Here is a 17,834-nt window from a genome sequence, read left to right on the forward strand (position 1 = left end):
TTCGTATTATACAAGTACGTTGTATACAATATGGTATTTTAAATGAAAGCTAGTTTGTTGTTTGTTATCCTTGGCATCACTTTTCTTACATCCAGTGTTTTAGCCAAACAGGCGCTAGAACCTTGGCAAGATCATCAAGTATTTGCCATCAATAAGTTGGCACCTCATGCGAGCTTTTTCCCCTTTAGCACAGTCAATGCGGCACTTGATGACAATAAAGAGCAAAGTGATAACTTTATTCTCCTCAATGGTCTATGGCAATTTGACTGGCAACGCTCCCCTAAAAATAAACCGCAGGGCTTCGAACAAAAGTTTTTTGACGATGCTAACTGGTCACAAATTCCTGTGCCGGGTAATTGGGAAGTTGAAGGCTTTGGCTATCCGATCTATTTAGATGAACGCTTCCCTTTTAGCACCACATGGCCAGATGTGCCAAAAGAGTATAATCCTATTGGTTCATACCGAAAACCATTCACCTTACCTAAAAGTTGGCAAAATAAGCAGGTTATTTTACATATAGGTGCAGCTAAATCATCTTTAGATGTCTGGTTAAATGGTAAAAAAGTCGGTTTTAGTCAAGGCTCAAAAACACCAGCAGAATTTGATTTAACGCCGTATCTTGATGAGGGGCAAAACGTCTTAGCTTTACAAATACGCCGTTGGACGGATGCCAGCTACTTAGAAAGCCAAGATATGTTGCGTATATCAGGAATCGAACGTGATGTTTACCTGTATGTGCAAGAGCAACAGCATATTGTTGATTTTTATGCCAAACCAAAGTTAAGTAAAAATTTTAGCCAAGCAGAATTTAGTGTCACTGTCGATGTTAACAACCTGGCGAAAAGTAACAGCGGAAAATTAACGGTGGCTTATCAATTGCTAGATCCCAGTAATCACTTAAAGTCAGTTATTTCTGCGGAAAAAATAATTACCATTAACAGCGAGGGTAAACAACAAGTGAGTTTGTCAGGCTCCTTTGCCAAGCCAAGGTTATGGAATGCGGAAACACCTAATTTATATACTTTATTAATCACCTTAACCGATGAAAATGGTCGGGTGCTCACCGCGATTAAAGATGATATTGGCTTTCGTCATATTGAAATTATAAATAGTCAGCTAACGGTTAATGGCAAGGCTATTTATATTCGTGGTGTTGATAGACATGAGACCTCACCCAAACATGGTCATGTGGTAACTAAAGCCTTAATGGAGCAGGATATTAAATTGATGAAGCAATTTAATATCAATGCTGTCCGTTCAAGTCACTATCCGAATGACCCGTATTGGTATGATTTAACCGACAAATATGGCCTGTATGTTATCGATGAAGCTAATATAGAATCGCATCCATTAGCCATTAATGAAAAGACGCAACTGGGTAATGAAATGAGTTGGTTACCGGCACATTTAGATCGTACCAAGCGCATGTTTGAACGTGATAAAAACCATCCGTCTATTATTATCTGGTCTTTGGGTAATGAAGCGGGGGTAGGACAAATTTTTGCAGCGACCTATAAATGGCTAAAAGAGCATGATGATAGCCGCCTGGTGCAATATGAGCCAGCAGGTGAAGAGCACTACACCGATATATTTGCGCCTATGTATCCATCAATTGAGCGCTTAGAAAAATACGCCAAATCAAAGCCCCATCGTCCAGCTATTATGATTGAATATGCTCATGCCATGGGTAATTCAGTCGGTAATTTACAAGATTATTGGGATGTTATTGAAAAATATGATGTATTGCAAGGTGGTTTTATCTGGGATTGGGTTGATCAATCTTTAGAATACACTAATAGTAATGGCGTGAAATATTGGGCCTACGGTAAAGACTTTCATCCTTATTTACCCAGTGATGGTAATTTTCTTAATAATGGCTTAGTGAATCCTAACAGAGAGCCACATCCACATTTATTCGAGGTGAAAAAAGTATATCAGCCAGTGAAATTTACTGCCGAGGATTTAACTAAAGCTAGCTTTACTATCACTAACAAATTTGCTTTTAGTAATCTAAACCAATATGACTTGCAATGGTCATTAACGGCGGATGGTGAATTGGTTGCTCAAGGTCAGCGTGCCATGGCTGATATTGCTGCCGGTAAAACTAAAGTAATGACGCTGAAAAAAGTATTGGCCCATTTACCTATGAGTAGTAATAAAGAGTACTTTTTAACGGTTAAAATGGTGGTAAATAAGCCGCAGCCATTATTAGATAGCGGTCATGAAGTTGCCTTTGAGCAATTTAAAATGCCAGTGAAATATCAAGCAACTAAGGTACAACTCGGTGCAGATAAAACACTAGAGCGTATTGATGCTAACGGTCAGTTAACACTATTTAATGATAACGTAGCGGTAGCATTCAGTCAGAAAACGGGCTGGTTAACCAAGTTTACTTATCAAGGAAAATCATTAATATCGCCATTGGTTAAGCAACCGTTAAAGGTAAATTTTTGGCGGGCACCAACCGATAATGATCTAGGTAACGGTCTACAAAAAAGAGCGAAAATATGGCAACAGGCTGCGCATAGCTTACAGTTAGTTAAGCTATCGAGTATGACCGAGAATGCAAGTATCTTGGTTAAAGCGATATACTCGAGTGACTTATTTGTTGGTAGCTACCAAGTAAATTATCAAATATCAGCCAATGGACGAATACATGTGTCCAGCAAGCTAAATTTGGCCGATGAGCAAGAGTTAGCTGATATACCACGCATGGGAATGCAGCTGGTTATGCCGGGGGAGTTTCAATTTATTAGCTGGTTTGGACGTGGGCCACACGAAAACTACGCTGACAGAAAAACCTCTGCCGCTATTGGTTTATATCAAGCGGCAGTGAAAGAGCAAATTCACCATTACGCTAGACCCCAAGAAAATGCCAATAAAACAGACGTACGTTGGTTGGCAATGATAAGCCCTACTGGTGCTGGTTTATTAGCGGTAGGTGACAAGCCACTGAGCGTAAGTGCTTGGCCTTATTTACAACAAGATATTGACTTTGTTGACGGAAGGGACGGCAGCGCTTCCGCTTCAGGTCTAGTGCCAGTGACCAGTAAACATGGTGCAGAATTAATAATGCGTGACTTGGTGACTGTCAATATTGATGATAAACAAATGGGCGTCGGTGGTGATACTTCTTGGGGGCGACTAGTACATGCAGCCTACCGTATTCCGGCCAAAAGCTATCAGTATGGTTTTACCCTAGTACCTTTTATTGATGAAAATGATTTAGCCAAGCTTGCTCGTAGCGTAGAGAAAAAATAATGTGGCAAGCAACCGCAGAAAGTTAAGAAAACACCCTAGTCACCACTAAATTTTATTTACTTTGGCGTTAACTTTACTTGCCATAGACTAGCTAGCTAAAGTGGTTAGCTGTGCTTTATGCTGAGTAATGTTAAAGCATTAACACTATAAAATTTTTTGTGCTTAACTAACTATTGGGTCGACGCTATTTTAGTTTTTTCATGAATAAATTTGCCATTATTTTTATCATTGTTGTTATTTTTACTGTTGCTATAAAACCTAAACATTTAATAGCAGCAAGTGGCCAAGATAACGCAAGTCAAGGCCAGGTAACTCTTACTCTTGCTGCGGATAATTGGTGTCCATTTAATTGCCAGCCAAATTCAGAGTATCCAGGTTATATGATTGAAATTGCTCAGCAAGTGTTTGCTGAGCATAATATCAATATTAACTATCAAATCATTCCTTGGTCAAGAGCCTTGCAACTTTGTCGTGCAGGAATCATATCAGCAGTGGTTGGTGGTTATATATCCGATGCACCAGATTTTATTTATCCATTGAATGAGCAGGGTTTGGTTGCTTTTAGTTTCTTTAGCTTAAAGCAAGGCCATTGGCGCTATCAAGGGCCGGCATCCTTGGATAACCAGCTGCTAGCAGTTGCCAATGGCTATGCCTATACCGAGAGCCTAGATAACTATATAAAATTACATCAAGCCGATGCTACGCGCATTTATACCGCTTATGGCAATAAGCCATTAATTGAAAATATAACGCTACTGGAACAGGGCTTAATAGATGTGCTGGTCGAAACAGAAGCCGTATTTTGGTATACCAGTAAGCAATCTAACCGCCAGGAAAAGTTTAATATGGCAGGCCTTCTTGCTCCGGCTAAACCTGCTTATATTGCTTTTTCTCCTGCTATTGAAGCATCAACAGAGTATGCTGATATCTTGTCTAAGGGCATTGTTCGACTACGTACTAATGGTGAGTTAGCACGTATATTGGCTAAATATGGCTTAAGTGATTGGCAAGAGAGTCATTAGCTGGCAGTTTAGCGTGTTAATGCGCCAGGTCACTAGCCACATTTAAGTCATAAGCCACATATAGCAGGCCAAAAACACTAATAATGCGCCTAGTATTTTGCTAAATAATAGGCCATATGAAAATAGTTTTTCCAGGGCCACTATCAGCGTTAAGGCAATGATCCAGGGTAAACTCATCACGCCAAAAACCAAGAGCAAGGCCATTAACAGCCAGCAACAGCCAAGACAGTATTGACCATGGCTAAAGCCCATGTTTATGGCGCCATAAATTCCTTCTTGCCAAGAGGAGGTTAAAAATCCCAACGGTGAGCGACAATGATTTAAGCAGCGCTGTTTAATAGGTAACCATTGATACACTCCAGTAATTAAGAGTATTAAGCAGGTAAACTCAAGCTGTGCGCTGTTCATCATCGGAGTTAATAGGGCTAAATGATGTAACCACCATTGCAGCAAGGTAATCGCTAAACTATAGCCAAACCAAGCGAGTAAGTAGCCAACAATAAAATAAAAACTTGCCGCGTAAGGGGCATTGCGCGCCTTACGTTGATTATTAATTTTGTCAATTAAATGCATTATCGGCAAGGCCGAAGGTAACATCATACCCGCCATCATGATGGCCCACATACTAAACAGCACAATGATATCGAGGTAACTCCATTGGGCAACAGGAGTCATGTTCATCGTCATTATAAAAAATAGGTAATACCAAGCAGCCAAAATAATGCTTAAAGCCGTGTACAGTGGCCAGTGTTTCATCAAATGAGTTGCTCGTAACCTGTGCAAGCTTGCCCTTATCACGATACTAGCTATTAGCCCAATTCACTTCGGCTTTGGCGGCAAAGCCACCGACATGCTCAAACGACAGCATATTATGTTTGATTGACATGGTTTTACTGGTGCCTATGATGCCATCATTCCAAAAGAAACCACCATCAGGGTAAGTTATATGGACATTTTGATCTTCGCCATTCATTGGATTTATCAAGGGTGTCTGTTCTACTGCAAGCACGTCAGCAATGCTAAAACTGGCGTGTTTATCATCCGTTTTCATGTCGATTTTTACTACTATGGGTCCTTCCATCTCCGAGAATGTCCCCGCTAACGCTTCAAAGGGCATGCCGCCAAACTGACCGGAAAAAATACCACCAATAGCAGCAACTTGTTCAGTAGATGCGGCAGAGTCGATAAATAACAAAGCTTTACCATCACCTTGATGAATCGCTTTTGGCCAAGCCGCAGCAAAAACAACTTTTATTCCGCTCAGATCTAAACTGTCTAAATGACCGTTTTTAACATAAAAACCAAGTAATGCTTCACAACTGCCGGACTCACTATCAGGAAAACCGGAGAACTGACAACCACAGCCGTGACTACAATTACAGCATTCAATTTGGTGCATAGCGAGCGACCAAACGTTTTCATTAGATTTTTCACTGGACATGAGAACCACCGTAAAAAGTTAATACACAAGTTGTTATTATAGTTTGTTTTTCGTGCAATTTCGTTTATGGATGTAGTAAAGTCATTGAGCTGAAGTACTTAGCCAAGAACGATTTATGCTAAGCTAACACTAACAACTCAATAAGAAGAAATGACTATGAACAGTTTAATGGTCAAGCTAATGTGTAAAAGTATCATACTGATGTCGGTTGTTTTTTTACTGCCAGGCTGTGCTACTAGCGCGAGTGATGTGCCTTTGGGGCAAGCGCAATCACAGTGGGATTTTGATCACCAGCTGCAATTTAAAAAAACTCAATTTGATGATAATCATTATCGGCTAGAAGTTATGCCAAATAATAACGTCAGTTTTGAACGTTTATCTGCTTTTTTATTACGCCGTAGTTACTTAATTTGTGGTACTTATGGTTACAAGCTGGAGTTAATTACCGGGGTGGAAAGCTTTGATTATTCGCGCGCTTCGCCCAATTTAATTATGCCTAACTTAACCGCTAAGCTTGAGTGTCCATTAAGTAATTAATGCGTCCAAGCGGTAATAATATCTAGGCAAAAAAAGGAGGGTTACTTACTATAAGTAACCCTCCTGCTTTATTCTTTTGAGCTATTAAAATAGAGCTGCTAGCTAGCTCCTAGTAAGGAACTAGACTAGTTTAATTGGCACAGCTTCACCGGTGAACTTAGTGGTCATCTCATGTGTCGGTGGCGTGAACTTAGTTAAGTTAATACCTTCTACCGCACTTTTATACTCTTCAAGGGTAGGGAAGCGACCCAGCATAGTTGCCAGCACAACTAGCGGCGTTGAACCCAGTAATGATTCACCTTTTTTCTCTGCAGTATCAGCTACTACTCGACCTTGGAACAAACGTGTCGACGTAGCAATTACTGTATCGCCTGGTTCAGCTTTCTCTTGGTTACCCATACATAAGTTACAACCTGGGCGTTCAAGGTACATGATGTTTTCGTACTTAGTACGAGCCGCACCTTTTGGATGTGCATCATCGAATTCAAAACCGGAATACTTTTGTAAAATTTCCCAGTCACCTTCAGCTTTGAGCTCATCAACAATGTTGTATGTTGGTGGCGCGACCACTAATGGTGCTTTAAATTCAATCTTCTGACCTTGCGCCTCCATGTTGCGCAACATTTGTGCAATGATTTGCATGTCACCTTTATGAACCATACAAGAACCAACAAAACCTAAATCTACTTTTTTGCTGCCTTTATAGTATGAAACAGGTCTAATTGCATCATGGGTATAACGTTTTGAAACATCTTCATTGTTTACGTCAGGATCAGCAATCATAGGTTCGTCAATAGCATCTAAATCAACCACCACTTCTGCGTAATACTTAGCGGTATCATCTGGTGCTAATGCAGGGCTAGTGCCTGATTTGATGCCATCGATACGTTTGTCAGCGATAGCAATTAAACCGTTAAGTGTTTTCGCTTGGTTATCCATACCTTTATTGATCATAATCTGAATACGATTCTTAGCGAGTTCAAGTGATTGCACTAAGGTGTCATCTTCAGAAATACAGATAGAGGCTTTTGCTTTCATCTCTGCCGACCAATCGGTAAAAGTGAATGCTTGGTCAGCTAATAAAGTACCAATGTGTACTTCAATCACCCGACCTTGGAAGACATTCTCGCCACCAAATTGCTTAAGCATTTGCATTTGTGTCGCGTGCACGACATCACGGAAATCGACATGGTCTTGCATGTGACCTTTAAAAGTAACTTTAACTGATTCAGGGATTGGCATAGCCGCTTCACCCGTTGCTAATGCAATCGCCACTGTACCTGAGTCGGCACCAAACGCGACGCCTTTAGACATACGAGTATGCGAATCACCACCGATGATGATAGCGCGGTCGTCGACAGTAATATCATTCAATACTTTATGAATAACATCTGTCATCGGCAGGTAAGCGCCTTTAGGATCACGAGCCGTGACAAGACCAAATTTATTCATAAAGCTCATCAATTTAGGGATGTTCGCTTTTGCTTTGTCATCCCATACCGATGCGGTGTGACAACCAGACTGGTAAGCACCGTCAACGATTGGCGAAATAGTAGAAGCAGCCATCGCTTCTAACTCTTGGCATGTCATTGGACCGGTAGTATCTTGAGAGCCAATAATGTTTACTGTCACGCGAACATTCGAGCCTGCATGTAATGGAGTTTCTGAAGCAACACCAACTGCGTTACGGTTAAATATTTTTTCAACAGCAGTTAAACCTTGACCTTCATGTGAGATCTCTTTAGATGCTGCGTAAACAGCAGGTGCTTCAACGCCCAAAGTTTCTGCCGAAAATGTTTGTAATTTCTTACCGAATGTAACCGCGTAAGAACCACCTGCTTTCATGAATTCCACTTTTTGTGGAGTGAATGCTGAAGATACGTCAACTAATTCTTTATCACCGTTATATAACTTCTGTGCTTTAGTATCGATAGTTAATACAGTGCCCGTAGCTACCGAGTAAGCTTCTTCTAGCACTGCATCGCCATTATCGTCAACAACATTGTTGCCAGTGGCATCTACTTTCTTAACCCAGTTTTTAAGGTCAAGACCAATACCACCAGTTACATCAACAGTAGTCAGGAAGATAGGAGCGATGCCGTTAGTACCGGCAACAACCGGGGCAATGTTAATAAATGGTACGTATGGGCTTGCTTTTTTACCCGCTATCAGTGCCACGTTGTTAACACCAGACATACGAGAAGAACCAACACCCATAGTGCCTTTTTCTGCAATAAGCATCACTTTAGCGTTAGGGTGCTTAACTTGTAATGCTTGTATTTCTGCTTGCGCTTCTGGCGTGATCAAACACTGGCCGTGCAATTCACGGTCAGCACGAGAGTGAGCTTGATGACCAGGAGAAAGTAAGTCAGTTGATATGTCACCTTCACCGGCAATATAAGTAACGATTTCAATCTTTTCTGCTATTTCTGGTAGCTTAGTGAAAAACTCAGCTTTTGCGTAGCTTTCAAGAATATCTTTGGCAATAACATTGCCCGCTTTAAACGCGGTTGCCAGACGAGCGGTATCAGCGTCGTATAGAAATACTTGAGTTTTTAATACTTCAGCTGCGGGTTTTGATACTGCTGCGTTATCAGGCAGTGTTGGATCAAGAAGCGCTAAATCAAGCAGTACATCAATTGAAGGGCCGCCTTTCATGTGAGACAACAATTCAAAAGCATAGGTAGGGGTAATTTCTGCTAGTACAGATTCGCCTAAGATGATTTCTTTTAGGAAAGTCGCTTTTACCCCTGCAGCACTTGTTGTGCCTGGTAAAGTGTTATAGATGAAGAAGTTAAGTGAATCTTCACGATGCTCATTGGCGACATCTTTAATTTGAGCAATAATCTCAGATAATAACTCCGCGCCATCAATTGGCAAAGGAGCCAATGCTAGATCTTTTTTACGACTGTCAATTTCTTTAAGGTACTCTATATACAAACTCATTCGCTACTCTCTCAGGCAATAGATGCTAATAATATTTGCTAATTAATAGTAACTAGCAGGGACAAATTTTATCTCTATTTTACCTGATTTTCTATGTACTACTAATCATTTGCTTAAATAAGCACTATTCATGTTAGTTATAGTTGGTAGTGGATATAGTTATAGTGGTTATACCACTTTGCTAGTAAATATTTTTATATGATAAAGTGAAATGAGCAAGTTTCTTGGCACATCTTTAGATTAATTATCGTCTATATTTAGTGATATACCCGTTCAACTTCAAGGTGCTGCTGAACAGGCACCTTGCCGGAGAACGGGTATATAGTCATTTGTACGCAAGCTATTAGTTTGGGTATATAGTAATTTTTCCTTGCTGCTCTTTAACTTTAAACACGTATTAGCAGTAAGGTATCGATAATTTTTAATCTCGGATACTTAATTAGTCCGATGGGTAGTAAGTATCCCTATCAAAGGTGAATGTCGTGCTTCAAGAATATCGTAATCACGTAGCGGAACGTGCAGCTTTAAATATCGACCCTAAAGCTTTAGACGCTGAACAAACAGCAGCCTTAGTCGAACTAGTTAAAAATCCACCAGACGGGGAAGAAGCCTTTTTAATTGATTTATTAAGCAATCGTATCCCAGCCGGTGTTGATGATGCTGCTTATGTTAAGGCGGGATTCTTAACAGCTATTGCTAAAGGTGAAACAAACTCACCGATATTAACAGCTAAAAAAGCCACTGAATTACTAGGCACCATGTTAGGTGGTTACAACATTCAAGCTATGATTGACTTATTAGACAGCGAGCTATTATCGGCAACAGCGGCTAAAGGTTTATCACATACTTTATTAATGTTTGATGCTTTCCATGATGTACAAGAAAAAGCTGAAGCGGGCAATGCGGCGGCTAAGCAAGTTATGCAATCTTGGGCTGATGCTGAGTGGTTTACCTCAAAAAATAAAGTAGCGACAAAAATTACCGTTAAAGTATTTAAAGTTACCGGTGAAACCAATACCGATGATTTATCGCCAGCACCAGATGCTTGGTCTCGTCCCGATATTCCCTTACATGCGAAAGCCATGCTTAAAATTGCTCGTGATGGTATTCATCCAGATAAAGAGGGCCACGTTGGCCCAATCGCGCAAATTCAAGCGTTACAAAAAGATGGTATGCAACTCGCTTATGTTGGTGATGTGGTTGGTACTGGCTCATCACGTAAGTCGGCGACTAATTCAGTATTATGGTATATGGGTGATGACATTCCTTATATCCCGAACAAACGTGGTGGCGGTATCTGTTTAGGTGGCAAGATTGCCCCTATCTTCTACAACACCATGGAAGATTCAGGTGCTTTGCCGATTGAATTAGACGTGCAAAAAATGAACATGGGTGATGTTATTGACATTTATCCATATGAAGGTGTTGTTAAGAATGCTGCGGGGATAGTTATCTCTACCTTTAAACTGAGTCCGGTATTATTAGACGAAGTTCGTGCTGGTGGTCGTATTCCACTCATCATTGGTCGTGGTTTAACGTCGCGTGCGCGTGCAGCGCTAGGTTTAGCAGCAACCGATATATTTAAGAAACCCGTTGAGCCAGCAACGTCTACTAAGGGTTATACCTTAGCACAGAAAATGGTCGGTAAAGCTTGTGGTCTTGACGGTGTTCGACCTGGCCAATACTGTGAACCTAAAATGACCACCGTGGGCTCGCAAGATACCACCGGCCCTATGACTCGTGATGAGCTGAAAGATTTAGCCTGTTTAGGTTTTTCTGCCGATTTAGTGATGCAGTCTTTCTGTCATACTTCTGCTTATCCTAAGCCGATTGATGTTATTACTCACCATACCTTACCTGATTTCATGATGAATCGTGGTGGTGTGTCACTTCGCCCAGGTGATGGCGTTATTCATTCTTGGTTAAATCGGATGTTATTACCAGATACTGTCGGCACTGGTGGCGATTCTCATACCCGGTTCCCCTTAGGTATTTCTTTCCCTGCGGGTTCTGGTTTAGTGGCTTTTGCCGCAGCAACGGGTGTTATGCCGCTTGATATGCCTGAATCTTTCTTAGTACGTTTTAACGGTAAAATGCAACCGGGTATTACTTTACGTGACTTAGTGCATGCCATACCTTATTTCGGCATCAAAGCAGGTTACTTAACGGTAGAAAAAGCGGGCAAAGTGAATGAATTCTCTGGTCGTATCTTGGAGATTGAAGGTCTTAAAGGTTTGACGGTTGAGCAAGCCTTTGAACTTTCGGATGCTTCTGCGGAGCGCTCTGCTGCAGGTTGTTCTATTAAACTTGAAGAAGAAGCCGTTACTGAATACTTAAACTCTAATATTGTCATGTTGAAGTGGATGATCAGTGAGGGTTATGGCGATGTCCGTACTATTACTCGTCGTATTAAAGGCATGCAAGAGTGGTTAGTCAAGCCAGCATTGATGTCTGCCGATAAGGATGCGGAATATGCATTTATCCTTGAAATTGATTTAGCCGATATTAAAGAGCCTATCGTTTGTTGTCCAAATGACCCTGATGATGCCAAATTCTTATCAGCCGTTGAGAACACAAAAATTGATGAAGTATTTCTTGGTTCATGTATGACTAACATTGGTCATTTCCGTGCAGCGGGTAAATTACTGGAAGCTTTCATGGAAGAGAGTGGTGGTACCTTATCTACCCGTATGTGGGTTGCACCACCCACTAAAATGGATAGAGATCAACTTACTGACGAGGGTTATTATGCCATTTATGGTAAAGCTGGTGTGCGTATTGAAACACCAGGTTGTTCTTTATGTATGGGTAACCAAGCGCGTGTTGCTGATAAGTCTACTGTTGTTTCTACCTCAACGCGTAACTTCCCCAACCGTTTAGGTAATGGTGCTAATGTTTATTTGGCTTCCGCTGAATTAACTGCGGTAAGTGCAATTTTAGGTAGATTACCAACACCAGCAGAATACTTTGACTATGCAAGAAAAATTGATGCGACTGCTGCGGATACCTACAGATACTTAAACTTCGATAAGATGGAAAACTATACCAGTAAAGCGGATAAGGTTATCCTGCAAGTAGAAGCCTAATTTGTCATTAACTGGTCGCTTATCGACTTAATAGCGACATCGTGGGTACTCACTCCGTGCGCGCTCTTTGCTCTAAAGCCGATCAACTCAGCGTTAAGTTAGCAAGGCTCTTATATTTAAACGTCGCTTAAAGCGGCGTTTTTTGTTTTTGGTTGTTGTTTTTTTTGATTGAAATTTAACCATGTAAAATCACCTACTATCTGCTAAAATACGCCTCCTTAAAAACGTGACCAAGCTTACGTTTATTATTGAGTTAAAAATTTAATCTACAGCACTGGATTTACGTTCCAGCTAGTTCAATGGAGAAACCATGAGTTCATCAGCAAACCATTTATCGACAGCTACCACAGCTACCGCAGAAAAAAGTGATGCCTTTACTATTTGTGCACTATACAAGTTTGTGCGTTTAGCGGACTTTGAGGCATTACGTGAACCATTAGCCAATAAAATGGCCAGTGTTGAGGTCAAAGGCACCTTGTTATTAGCAGCCGAAGGCATCAACGGTACGATTGCTGGCCCTCAAGTGGGTATTGATACCGTACTGGATTTTTTAGGCAAGCAGCCCGGTTTAGATAACATCTCTCATAAAGAATCGTATAGTGAAGAAAATCCATTTCACCGCACTAAAGTGAAGTTGAAAAAAGAAATCGTCACCATGGGGGTTGAGGGTATTGATCCAAATCACGTGGTCGGTACTTACGTAAAACCAAAAGATTGGAATGCCTTAATTTCTGATCCAGATGTGCTGTTGGTTGATACCCGTAACGATTATGAAATCGAAATTGGTGCTTTTAAAAATGCTATTAACCCAAATACCGAAACTTTTCGTGAGTTTCCTGAGTATGTGAAGAACAACTTAGATAAAAACAAACACAAGAAAGTTGCCATGTATTGTACTGGTGGTATTCGCTGTGAAAAATCAACCGCGTATTTAAAAGAGCAAGGTTTTGAAGAGGTTTATCACCTTGAAGGCGGCATCTTAAAGTATCTTGAAGAAGTGCCGAGTACCGAGACTCTATGGCAAGGAGAGTGTTTTGTTTTTGATGGTCGGGTCGCGGTTAATCATGACTTAGAAAAAGGTCAATATGATCAATGTTTTGCTTGTCGTTTTCCGTTAACTGAAGCGGAAAAAGAAGGTGAGCATTATGTTAAAGGCGTAAGCTGTCATCGTTGTCATGACAAGGTCACTGAACAGCAACGTAATCGTTATGCGGAACGTCAGCGTCAAATTTCTTTAGCTGAGCAACGTGGTGAAAGCCATATTGGTGGTGATATTCAAAACCTTATTGAAGAACGCCGCCAAGAGAAAAGCGATAAAAAAGCGCAGCAAGCGGCTAAGTAACCTGAACTCTGGATAAGCAGCACTTGCTCAATATTCCCCTTTATCCGATTCTCAGCGTTAACACGTCGATAAATAACCCGTTATTCATAAACGTTTTGCCTTGATAATCGAATAAATTGAAACATTGATAGTGTATATTGCTACTTAATCTTGTATATTTTGTTCTTAACAACCGTAAGTCGTTGTTTTTACTTAACCATCAAGCACTCATTATCCAGAGTTCAGGTTAAGTAATAATAAGCTTTCAGCAGAAAGGTACAAAACAATAGCAACGCCAGCTTGATTACCAAGCTGGCGTTTTTTATGGTCTAAATATTAGCTGCGCTGTAAATTAGTGTCAGCCATTGGTGGTTTTAGTTTACAACGTTAAACCGCTAACCGTCACCGACCATATTGCTTAACAAAGGTAGATTGTATATTCTGGCTGCACTCACAATCTAGGCTGTTTTACATGAGATTAAAAATGAAAAAATTATTTACCCTGGCAGCAATTTCTCTCGCTGCATCCGTATCACTATCAATGTCGGTAAATGCTACTGCGCACACTAATAGCGACGTTTTTACCGTTGAAAAGCTAAATCAATTAAATAAATTACATGATGTTAGTGTTTCTCCTCAAGGAGATATTTTAATTTATGGTTTGAAAAAAGGCGCTAGCGACAATCATCTTTATCGACAAGATGTTAACACGGGCAAAGTCAGCCAGTTTACCGACCATGAGAAAAGTGAAAGTAATGTGGTTTGGGCGGATGACGGTCAATCGGTGTACTTCCTCTCTGCACGTAGTGGTAGTAGCCAAATTTGGCAACAGGGCATAAACGAAAATAAAGCCAAGCAAATCTCTGACTTTCCATTAGCCATTAACGGTTTTAAGTTAGCTAAAAATGGCCAAGTCTTTGCTTTGTCATTTACCGTTAAGCCTGGTTGTGACAGCTTAGCTTGTACTGTTGCGGCTAAAAAAGCTGATAAAGAGAAGAAATATAATATCCGCACCTATGAACAATTAATGGTGCGTCACTGGGATGTTTGGACAACAGCCTATAAAGAGCATTTATTTGTTGCTCATCTAAGTAAAGACGGTCTACTTAACAGCGCTCAAGATATAATGCCAAACTGGCAAAGTGATTTTGCTGGTATCAGTCAAGTAACTATTCACCCAAATGCTAGCTCGTTAGCATTTTCAGCGAAAGACTCTTCCAGTAAAGCTGCCGCTAAAGATCATGCTTGGACTACTAACTTTGATATCTTTGAAGTGGCACTATCGAAAGGCCAAGCTGCTTTTAACTTAAAAAATATTACCGAACAAAACAAAGCGTGGGATGCCAATCCAGTTTATTCTGCCAATGGTCGCTTCTTAGCTTATAAATCAATGAAAATACCAGGTTATGAAGCGGATAAATTTACCTTACAACTTCGCGATAACAGAACGGGTAAAACTCGTGCTGTCGCCAGTGATTGGGATCGCTCAATTAGTAGCTTAGCTTTCGCACCTGATAATAAGACTTTGTATGTGGTGGCCCAGGATCTTGGTCAAAAGAGTATTTTTTCTATTACGCCTGAATTTGATGAAGTGCGCAAAATTTACAATGTCGGTAGTAACGGTGATGTAACTAGCCATGGCAGCAAACTTTACTTTACTCGTCATACCTTAAACTCACCAAAAGATATTTTTACCATTGATAATCATGGCGATGATTTAAAGCAACTCACTGCTGTTAATAAAGATAAACTCGCTGATGTTAACTTTGCTGATTATAAGCAATTTAGCTTTAAAGGTTGGCATGATGAAACTGTCTATGGTTACTGGTTAAAGCCGGCTAATTTTGAAGCCGGTAAAAAATACCCTATTGCTTTTTTAGTCCACGGCGGCCCACAAGGGAGTTTTGGTAATATGTTCCATTACCGCTGGAATGCGCAATTATGGGCAGCCCAGGGTTATGGTGTAGTGATGGTCGATTTCCACGGTTCAACTGGTTATGGCCAAGAGTTTACTCATTCAATCAGTCGTGATTGGGGTGGTAAACCATTAGAAGACTTACAAAAAGGTTTGGAATTTATCGTTAAAGACCAACCTTGGTTAGATGGTGATAATGCGTGTGCGTTAGGGGCATCTTACGGTGGTTATATGATGAACTGGATTGCCGGCAACTGGCCTAGCGGTTTTAAATGTTTGATCAATCACGCTGGTTTATACGACATGCCAAGTTTTTATCAAACTACCGAAGAATTATGGTTCCCAGAATACGATATGGGTGGCCCTTCTTGGGGTAAAGAGACGGGTAGTAATAAAGGTAAGGTAAGTCCTGATTATGAAAAATTCAATCCTGCTGCTTATGTGAATAACTGGCAAACACCTATGTTAGTCATTCAAGGTGAATTAGATTACCGCGTGCCGTATGCACAAAGCTTAGGGGCATTTACTACCTTGCAACGTAAAGGTATTGATAGCCGTTTAGTGATGTTCCCCGATGAAGATCATCATATTCGTAAGCCTGATAACTTAGTGGTTTGGTACGAGGAAGTATTTAACTGGTTAGAAAAATATACCAAGAAATAATGGCTGAATGGTCACGTGTATATAACAAAAAGGCATATTAACCTAGGTTAATATGCCTTTTTCATTCGAACTAATAGTTAAAAAGTAGCTAATATTTTCTAAAGGTAGCGCTAAAACAAGCGTTATCTGGAAGAGTAACTTAGGTTTTAATTACTCTTGCTCTGCGGCCTCTTTAAGGTAGGCCAGTCGGTCTTGCTCTTGCTCAAAAGCCGCTTGGATTTCTGCCAGCACAGTTTCAACATCGGCGTTTTGAGTATCCTCGGCAAATTGTCCGGTTAACTTGGTGGTATTCGTTAACTCACCCGCTTCATAGAGTGCCCACATTTCTTCAGCAAACTTAGTTAAGGCTAGAGTCGGGGCAAACTCGGCGTAATAGCTGGTGATATTGTTGACATCACGCAGTAACATCGCTTTGGCATTGTTATTCGCCGAGGCATCAACCGCTTGTGGTAAGTCGATAATGACAGGGCCATAAGCATCAACTAAAACATTAAATTCTGATAAATCACCATGCACTATACCAGCACAAAGCATGCGCATGATGTAAATCATCATCAGTGCATGATCTTCAATGGCTTGCTCAGCGGGCATAACAACATCATTTAGTCGTGGTGCGACATCTCCTTCTTCATCGGTGATAAGCTCCATCAATAACACCCCATCAAAACAGCCATAAGGTTGCGGTACACGCACATCGTGTTCGGCAAGGGTATACAAGGCATCTACTTCAGCATTTTGCCAAGCTTGTTCTTGTTGGCTCTTACCGTACTTAGAGCCTTTTTCCATGGCTCTAGCGCGTCGGCTACTGCGGCTTTTTCGACCTTCTGTATATTGCGACGCTTTTTTAAAGCTGCGTTTGTTAGCTTCTTTATAAACTTTGGCGCAGCGAATTTCATCACCGCAACGAACGCGGTAAACTGTGGCTTCTTTACCGCTCATTAATTGGTTGAGCACTTCATCAATTATACCTTCTTCTACGAGAGGTAATAGTCGCTTTGGAATTTTCATTGCGCTGTTATACCTTAGATGCGTTAAGGAAGATAGTAAAAGCTGGTTTGTGAGCTGGATGCTGAAAGTTAGCTGAGATTTGGCAGTTGTTATCACAATATGTTACTCGATTGAGCAAGGGTTATAATGTCTATTTTTTGATAGTAAAATAGCTTCTTCTATCAGCATATTAGCCGCTTTAACCTCACCATAATTAACGGCATTACTCAGCCAATATTGAAATAATTTCGGATCTCTAATCATCAACTCTCCAGCTTTGTTAAAAAGCACTGATTCAATAGGGTCATGAAAGGCTGCTTTTCTAGCTTTGGTTTTCGTTGATAGCTCATCATTACCTTCAGTTTGATAAATTGCTTCTTGAATCGCTAGACCTATGGTATTAAGAACTCGATTTGTTCCGCTTTCTTCTAAGGTTTTCCCTAAGACCAAACATGTGTGTTTTTTGTTATTGGCCAAGTTATCAGTTGAAGTACAGAACTTTGTGATGTCGCTAATATGTATAGCTATTGCTCCATGATAACCAAGACTTGCAATAGCTCTTAAATTATCACTGATATCTAATACCAATTGCATTAATTAAGTTCCCACTTTTATCCAGTCTCGATCACACAATTCCATTACTCTCGACACATCA

Annotated in this window: 11 protein-coding genes; 6 read left to right on the plus strand and 5 right to left on the minus strand. The window is 40.6% G+C overall.

Features of this window, described 5'->3' with window-relative positions; all coding sequences use genetic code 11:
• Positions 1-42 precede the first annotated feature (42 nt).
• Entirely contained in the window at positions 43-3,261 is a 3,219-nt protein-coding gene (gene lacZ / locus MTCD1_RS11040) for a beta-galactosidase, LacZ type (RefSeq protein WP_057183067.1), read from the plus strand.
• A gap of 200 nt (positions 3,262-3,461) precedes the next feature.
• Entirely contained in the window at positions 3,462-4,283 is an 822-nt protein-coding gene (locus tag MTCD1_RS11045; RefSeq protein ID WP_057183065.1) for a substrate-binding periplasmic protein, read from the plus strand.
• Between the two features lie 42 nt (positions 4,284-4,325).
• Here the strand turns inward: MTCD1_RS11045 and MTCD1_RS11050 are convergent, their stop codons facing one another.
• Positions 4,326-5,039, minus strand: a complete 714-nt coding sequence (locus MTCD1_RS11050) for a DUF2182 domain-containing protein (RefSeq protein WP_057183063.1) — start codon at positions 5,037-5,039, stop codon at positions 4,326-4,328.
• Positions 5,040-5,085: 46 nt separating this feature from the next.
• Positions 5,086-5,724 (minus strand): DUF1326 domain-containing protein, encoded by a 639-nt coding sequence (locus MTCD1_RS11055; RefSeq protein WP_057183061.1) that lies wholly within the window; start codon positions 5,722-5,724, stop codon positions 5,086-5,088.
• A gap of 156 nt (positions 5,725-5,880) precedes the next feature.
• Between MTCD1_RS11055 and MTCD1_RS11060 the strand changes: the two genes are divergently transcribed.
• Positions 5,881-6,261 (plus strand): hypothetical protein, encoded by a 381-nt coding sequence (locus MTCD1_RS11060; protein ID WP_082606603.1) that lies wholly within the window; start codon positions 5,881-5,883, stop codon positions 6,259-6,261.
• A 120-nt stretch (positions 6,262-6,381) separates the two neighbouring features.
• Here the strand turns inward: MTCD1_RS11060 and MTCD1_RS11065 are convergent, their stop codons facing one another.
• Entirely contained in the window at positions 6,382-9,207 is a 2,826-nt protein-coding gene (locus MTCD1_RS11065) for a bifunctional aconitate hydratase 2/2-methylisocitrate dehydratase (protein ID WP_057183058.1), read from the minus strand.
• Between the two features lie 482 nt (positions 9,208-9,689).
• Between MTCD1_RS11065 and acnB the strand changes: the two genes are divergently transcribed.
• The 3 genes from acnB to MTCD1_RS11080 all read left to right on the plus strand — a co-directional run bounded on the left by acnB (position 9,690) and on the right by MTCD1_RS11080 (position 16,192).
• Positions 9,690-12,293: a bifunctional aconitate hydratase 2/2-methylisocitrate dehydratase gene (gene acnB / locus MTCD1_RS11070; RefSeq protein ID WP_057183056.1), complete on the plus strand. Its 2,604-nt coding sequence runs from the start codon at positions 9,690-9,692 to the stop codon at positions 12,291-12,293.
• A 310-nt stretch (positions 12,294-12,603) separates the two neighbouring features.
• Positions 12,604-13,635, plus strand: a complete 1,032-nt coding sequence (gene trhO, locus MTCD1_RS11075; protein WP_082606602.1) for an oxygen-dependent tRNA uridine(34) hydroxylase TrhO — start codon at positions 12,604-12,606, stop codon at positions 13,633-13,635.
• Between the two features lie 463 nt (positions 13,636-14,098).
• On the plus strand, positions 14,099-16,192 hold the full coding sequence (locus MTCD1_RS11080; RefSeq protein WP_057183185.1) for a S9 family peptidase: 2,094 nt from the start codon (positions 14,099-14,101) through the stop codon (positions 16,190-16,192).
• Positions 16,193-16,342: 150 nt separating this feature from the next.
• On the opposite strand, the gene MTCD1_RS11085 is transcribed toward MTCD1_RS11080, so the two are convergent.
• Both MTCD1_RS11085 and MTCD1_RS11090 read right to left on the minus strand, forming a co-directional pair.
• The gene (locus MTCD1_RS11085) at positions 16,343-17,200 is read right to left on the minus strand and encodes a PA4780 family RIO1-like protein kinase (RefSeq protein WP_057183053.1); all 858 of its coding nucleotides are present in this window, start codon (positions 17,198-17,200) and stop codon (positions 16,343-16,345) included.
• Positions 17,201-17,302: 102 nt separating this feature from the next.
• Positions 17,303-17,773: a hypothetical protein gene (locus MTCD1_RS11090; RefSeq protein WP_057183052.1), complete on the minus strand. Its 471-nt coding sequence runs from the start codon at positions 17,771-17,773 to the stop codon at positions 17,303-17,305.
• Between the last annotated feature and the right edge of the window lie 61 nt (positions 17,774-17,834).

Source organism: Colwellia marinimaniae (assembly GCF_002207865.1).
Classification (GTDB): Bacteria; Pseudomonadota; Gammaproteobacteria; order Enterobacterales; family Alteromonadaceae; genus Colwellia; species Colwellia marinimaniae.

Coding starts and splice junctions, on each gene's coding strand:
- trhO (WP_082606602.1), top strand. CDS start 12,604: ATGAGTTCATCAGCAAACCATTTATCGACAGCTACCACAGCTACCGCA.
- MTCD1_RS11055 (WP_057183061.1), bottom strand. CDS start 5,724: ATGTCCAGTGAAAAATCTAATGAAAACGTTTGGTCGCTCGCTATGCAC.
- lacZ (WP_057183067.1), top strand. CDS start 43: ATGAAAGCTAGTTTGTTGTTTGTTATCCTTGGCATCACTTTTCTTACA.
- MTCD1_RS11080 (WP_057183185.1), top strand. CDS start 14,099: ATGAAAAAATTATTTACCCTGGCAGCAATTTCTCTCGCTGCATCCGTA.
- MTCD1_RS11050 (WP_057183063.1), bottom strand. CDS start 5,039: ATGAAACACTGGCCACTGTACACGGCTTTAAGCATTATTTTGGCTGCT.
- MTCD1_RS11060 (WP_082606603.1), top strand. CDS start 5,881: ATGAACAGTTTAATGGTCAAGCTAATGTGTAAAAGTATCATACTGATG.
- MTCD1_RS11085 (WP_057183053.1), bottom strand. CDS start 17,200: ATGAAAATTCCAAAGCGACTATTACCTCTCGTAGAAGAAGGTATAATT.
- MTCD1_RS11065 (WP_057183058.1), bottom strand. CDS start 9,207: ATGAGTTTGTATATAGAGTACCTTAAAGAAATTGACAGTCGTAAAAAA.
- MTCD1_RS11045 (WP_057183065.1), top strand. CDS start 3,462: ATGAATAAATTTGCCATTATTTTTATCATTGTTGTTATTTTTACTGTT.
- MTCD1_RS11090 (WP_057183052.1), bottom strand. CDS start 17,773: ATGCAATTGGTATTAGATATCAGTGATAATTTAAGAGCTATTGCAAGT.